This is a genomic window from Mesorhizobium sp. M7A.F.Ca.CA.004.12.1.1 (assembly GCF_003997835.1).
In the GTDB taxonomy this organism is placed as follows: domain Bacteria; phylum Pseudomonadota; class Alphaproteobacteria; order Rhizobiales; family Rhizobiaceae; genus Mesorhizobium.
In genome coordinates, this window is record NZ_RZRK01001013.1 from 1 (window position 1) to 1891 (window position 1891).

The window sequence follows — 1891 nt, forward strand, 5'->3', positions numbered from 1 at the left end:
CCCCTATTCCCCTATTCCCCTACTCCCCTACTCCCTGCGAGCATCATGCCTTACCAATCCCCAATTTCCCCCGGCCGTTCCTGGTACGAGGACACGGCGGGACCGAGGCCCGAATATCCCGGACTGGATGGCGACCGGACATGCGATGTCGTCATCATTGGTGGCGGCTTCACCGGGCTGTCGGCGGCGGCGCATCTGGCCAAGGCAGGCACCAATGTCGTGCTGATCGACGCGTACCGCTTCGGCGATGGCGCCTCCGGGCGCAATGGCGGGCAGCTCGGCACCGGCCAGCGCGCCTGGGCCGAGGACCTGGAATCCGAGTATGGCTTGGCCCGCGCCAAGGCGCTGTTTGATCTTGCCGAAGAGGCCAAGGCGCATCTCCTCGAATTCACTGCCGCCAACCAGATCGATATCGACTATATGCCGGGCCAGCTCTCGGTGGCGCACAAGCCCCGCTATGTCGACGACTACAAGGCGCATGCCGAGATCATGGCGAGCCGTTTTGCCTACCCGCATATCTCGTTCATGGATGCCAGGGAGACGGCGGAGCGGTTGGGCTCGACCGCCTATTTCGGCGGCACGCGCGACACCGGCACCGGCCACATCCATCCGATGAAGCTGGTGATCGGCACGGCGCGGGTGGCAGCGCTTGCAGGCGCGCAGCTGTTCGAGGGGACGCCGTCGACCGGCATCATGTCCAGTGGCGGCAAGGTCAAGGTTTCGACACCGAGAGGGACGGTGATGGCCCAGAAATGCCTGATAGCGGTCAACGCCTATGGCGGCACGCTCGAGCCGGTGAGTGCGGCGCACATCATGCCGATCGGTTCCTTCATCGGTGCGACCGTGCCTCTGGGAGCGCACTCGAACGTTTTGCCGGGCGGCGAGGCGGTCGACGATTCCCGCTTCGTCGTGCGCTATTTCCGCAGATCGAAGGACGGGCGGCTGCTGTTTGGCGGACGCGAGGTCTATGGCGTCAACGATCCCTGGGATATCCACATTCACATCCGCCGCCAGATCGCGGAACTCTATCCGGCGCTCGGGGATGTCGAGATCACGCATGGGTGGGGCGGCTATGTCGGCATCACTGTGCCGAGAAAGCCTTTCGTGCGCGAAGTGATGCCCAATGTGATCTCGGCCGGCGGCTATTCCGGCCACGGCGTCATGCTGTCGAACTATTTCGGTAAACTCTATGCTGAAACCGTTGCCGGCAACCGCGACCGGCTGAAGCTGATCGAGGATCTGAAAATCCCGCCGTTCCCCGGCGGTCGGCGCTTCCGCACGCCGCTGCTGTTCCTGGCGCTCAACTGGTTTGCGTTGAGGGACAGGATCTAGCCGACCGACCTGATGTAATATTGTAATATTCATTGTAACATTTGTTGCCCGTGCGACGCATTGCGCAATTTCCCGCAAAGGCGCAGAATCCCCTATAATGGCGTACTGATGCCACAATCGCAGGCGAAAGCTGCCGGTTCTGGGCGATTGTTCGGGGATTGTTGCGGGACTGCCCGCGTTGTTTTTGGGACCTATGCGGATCAGACGCCGGACTTCCGGCACCGACCGAGAGAACGTCGGCCCGCTTATGGAGGTGGCAAGAGTGAGAGAGCCCTTCAGTTTCGGTACGCCGGAACGTCGGCGCTTTGCCATGCAGTTCGGATACGATATGCGGCCGTCCTTCTGGCAGGAAGTCCGTTCGAACTCGCATCTGGTGATCGCCGCGATCGGCACCGCCGCGCTGCTTGGCGTCGCCGCCGTGGCGCTGTGGCTGGCATTGCCGGCCAGCGACAGACAAGCGGCAGCGAGCCCCGAGCAGACAATTCCAACGGTTCCGGTGAAGACGACGAAAATAACCCCGGTTGGGGCCGCGGTCGCCGCGGCAGCCGTGCCGCAGGCG

At 63.0% G+C, this 1891-nt stretch carries 1 protein-coding gene and 1 pseudogene; both read left to right on the forward strand.

Annotated features, from left to right (window positions below; genetic code table 11):
- The first annotated feature begins 45 nt into the window (after positions 1-45).
- Positions 46-1332, forward strand: coding sequence for an FAD-binding oxidoreductase (locus EN984_RS32970; protein ID WP_127268125.1), 1287 nt, complete (start codon positions 46-48; stop codon positions 1330-1332).
- 262 nt (positions 1333-1594) lie between these two features.
- Positions 1595-1891: pseudogene (locus tag EN984_RS32975) on the forward strand (SH3 domain-containing protein); the annotation flags it as partial.